This window comes from Mesorhizobium sp. M7A.F.Ca.CA.002.04.1.1, assembly GCF_004022805.1.
GTDB lineage: Bacteria > Pseudomonadota > Alphaproteobacteria > Rhizobiales > Rhizobiaceae > Mesorhizobium > Mesorhizobium ciceri.
The window spans coordinates 1-1,891 of sequence record NZ_RZPL01000924.1 but is presented as its reverse complement, the minus strand read 5'-3'; the positions used below and the strand labels follow the sequence as shown (position 1 = coordinate 1,891).

4 protein-coding genes are annotated in these 1,891 nt (G+C 62.0%); 2 read left to right on the top strand and 2 right to left on the bottom strand.

The window, feature by feature from the left end; genetic code table 11:
- Window positions 1–721 (top strand): lipid A biosynthesis lauroyl acyltransferase (locus ENZ75_RS30525; protein ID WP_128278574.1); only part of this gene is annotated, 721 nt, incomplete at its 5' end.
- 61 nt (window positions 722–782) lie between these two features.
- Here the strand turns inward: ENZ75_RS30525 and ENZ75_RS30520 are convergent.
- Window positions 783–1,211: a L,D-transpeptidase gene (locus ENZ75_RS30520; protein ID WP_013531220.1), complete on the bottom strand. Its 429-nt coding sequence runs from the start codon at window positions 1,209–1,211 to the stop codon at window positions 783–785.
- Between the two features lie 4 nt (window positions 1,212–1,215).
- A complete protein-coding gene (locus ENZ75_RS30515) occupies window positions 1,216–1,422 on the bottom strand; it encodes a hypothetical protein (RefSeq protein WP_127224121.1) in 207 nt (68 codons plus the stop codon).
- 8 nt (window positions 1,423–1,430) lie between these two features.
- Here ENZ75_RS30515 and ENZ75_RS30510 point away from each other — a divergent pair.
- The coding region (locus ENZ75_RS30510; RefSeq protein WP_128278573.1) for a M20/M25/M40 family metallo-hydrolase at window positions 1,431–1,891 on the top strand (461 nt) is incomplete at its 3' end.

Sequence of the window (1,891 nt, the reverse complement as noted above, 5' to 3'; positions counted from 1 at the left end):
ACCTCGACGCGGCCGGGCTCGCCTTGCCGCCGAATACATCTTTCTCGACGCCCTCTTCGACTACGACCCCGCAGCCAGCGAGCCCGGCCGCGTCGAGGTCAAGGGAGCTGACCACTTCGTCGAAATAGCCAGCGAAGAGAAGCCGCACATCGTCTTCACCGGTCATCTCGGCAATTTCGAATTGCTGCCGGTGGCGGCCGCGACTTTCGGCATGAACATCACTGCGCTGTTTCGCCCGCCTAACAATCCCTATCTCGCCGACTACATCCTCTCGACGCGCCGCTCGACCATGGGCTCGTTGCTGCCATCCATGGCGGGCGCGTCATTCGCCCTGGCCGGGGTTCTGGAGAACGGCGGCAACATCGGCATCCTTGTCGACCAGAAATTCTCCAATGGACTGGAGACGACATTCTTCGGCCGTCCCTGCCAGAGCAATCGCGTGCTGGCCACCCTTGCCCGCCACTACGATTGCGACGTCTATCCGGCGCGCTGCGTCAGGCTGCCGGGCAACCGCTTCCGGCTCGAAATCGAGGACAAGTTGACCTTGCCGCGCACCGCTGACGGCAGCGTCGATGTCCGTGCCACCACCCAGCGTCTCAACGACGTCGTCGAGCGCTGGGTGCGAGAAGATCCCGGCCAGTGGATGTGGTTCCACAAAAGGTGGGAGATCAGCGGCGGGCGTCGAAAGCGACCGCAGGCAAAGGCGGTCCCAAACGCTTAGGCAGAGCTGCTGGCGTGGGGTTAGCCCAGCGCCAGCAGACAACAGCGAACCTGAACCCGCCTTAGTTGGTGACGACAATGCGCGTGTTGCCGAAACCCACTTCCCGCACCATCGAATAGAACGTGGCGGCATTGGCCGTGTGCAGCCTCACGCAGCCATGCGACGCCGGGCGGCCGAGCTGCCTGACGGCGCCGGTTCCATGGATGGCATAGCCGCCATGGAAGAACACCGAATAGGGCATCGGCGACATATGGTATTTGCGCGAATACCACATCCTGGCCGTGCGCTGCGGCCGATAGGTGCCGCGCGGCGTGAAATAGCCGGTGCGGGCGGTGGAGACACTCCACCGGTAAACCGACGCGCCATATCTGACGGTCATCGTCTGCGACGACACGTCTATATTTGCAACGAGGCTGGCTGCCCAGCCCTGCCCCGAAGCACCGAACAGCATTGCAACAAACATGGTTGCCATGAGAACTGTCTTTTTCATGCGATCAAACCCCTTTGATTGCCCCTAACCTGCCTGCCTGATTGTTTTTCATCTTTTTAATGGCAGATGCACGGGCTAACACACACACCTTGACCAATTCGCCAATCCAAAGCAGCGAATTTGAACGATTTCCCGCAATAGTTGCCGCAACGACACGCCGCACCGGCTTGATCGCCGGCGGGCTTGCAAAACCGCTGGGATCGCTGCTCAACTCTGCGCATGAACCAGCGACTCCTCCAGGCAATCGATGACAGGCGCGACGACGTCGTCGCGCTGACCGCCGAACTGATCCGTTTTCCGACTATCAATCCACCCGGCGAGGCCTACCGGCCATGCGCCGAATATCTCGGCGCGCGGCTGAAGAAGAGCGGTTTCGAGACCGAGTTCATCCGCGCCGAAGGCACGCCCGGCGACACCGACCGCTACCCGCGCGTCAATGTCGTTGCCCGTTCCGAAGGCAGGTCGCCGGGCGCCTGCGTCCACTTCAACTCGCATATCGACGTGGTCGAAGCCGGTGATGGCTGGACCGTCGATCCCTTCGCCGGCATCGTCAGGGACGGCAGGGTCTATGGCCGCGGCGCCTGCGACATGAAGGGCGGCCTTGCCGCCTCTATCATCGCAGCCGAGGCCTTCCTGGAAGTCTTCCCCGATTTTCCCGGCGCCATCGAAATATCCGGCAC

Excerpts from the sequence above, each read along its gene's own strand:
- ENZ75_RS30520 (WP_013531220.1), bottom strand. The coding sequence starts at position 1,211 with ATGAAAAAGACAGTTCTCATGGCAACCATGTTTGTTGCAATGCTGTTC.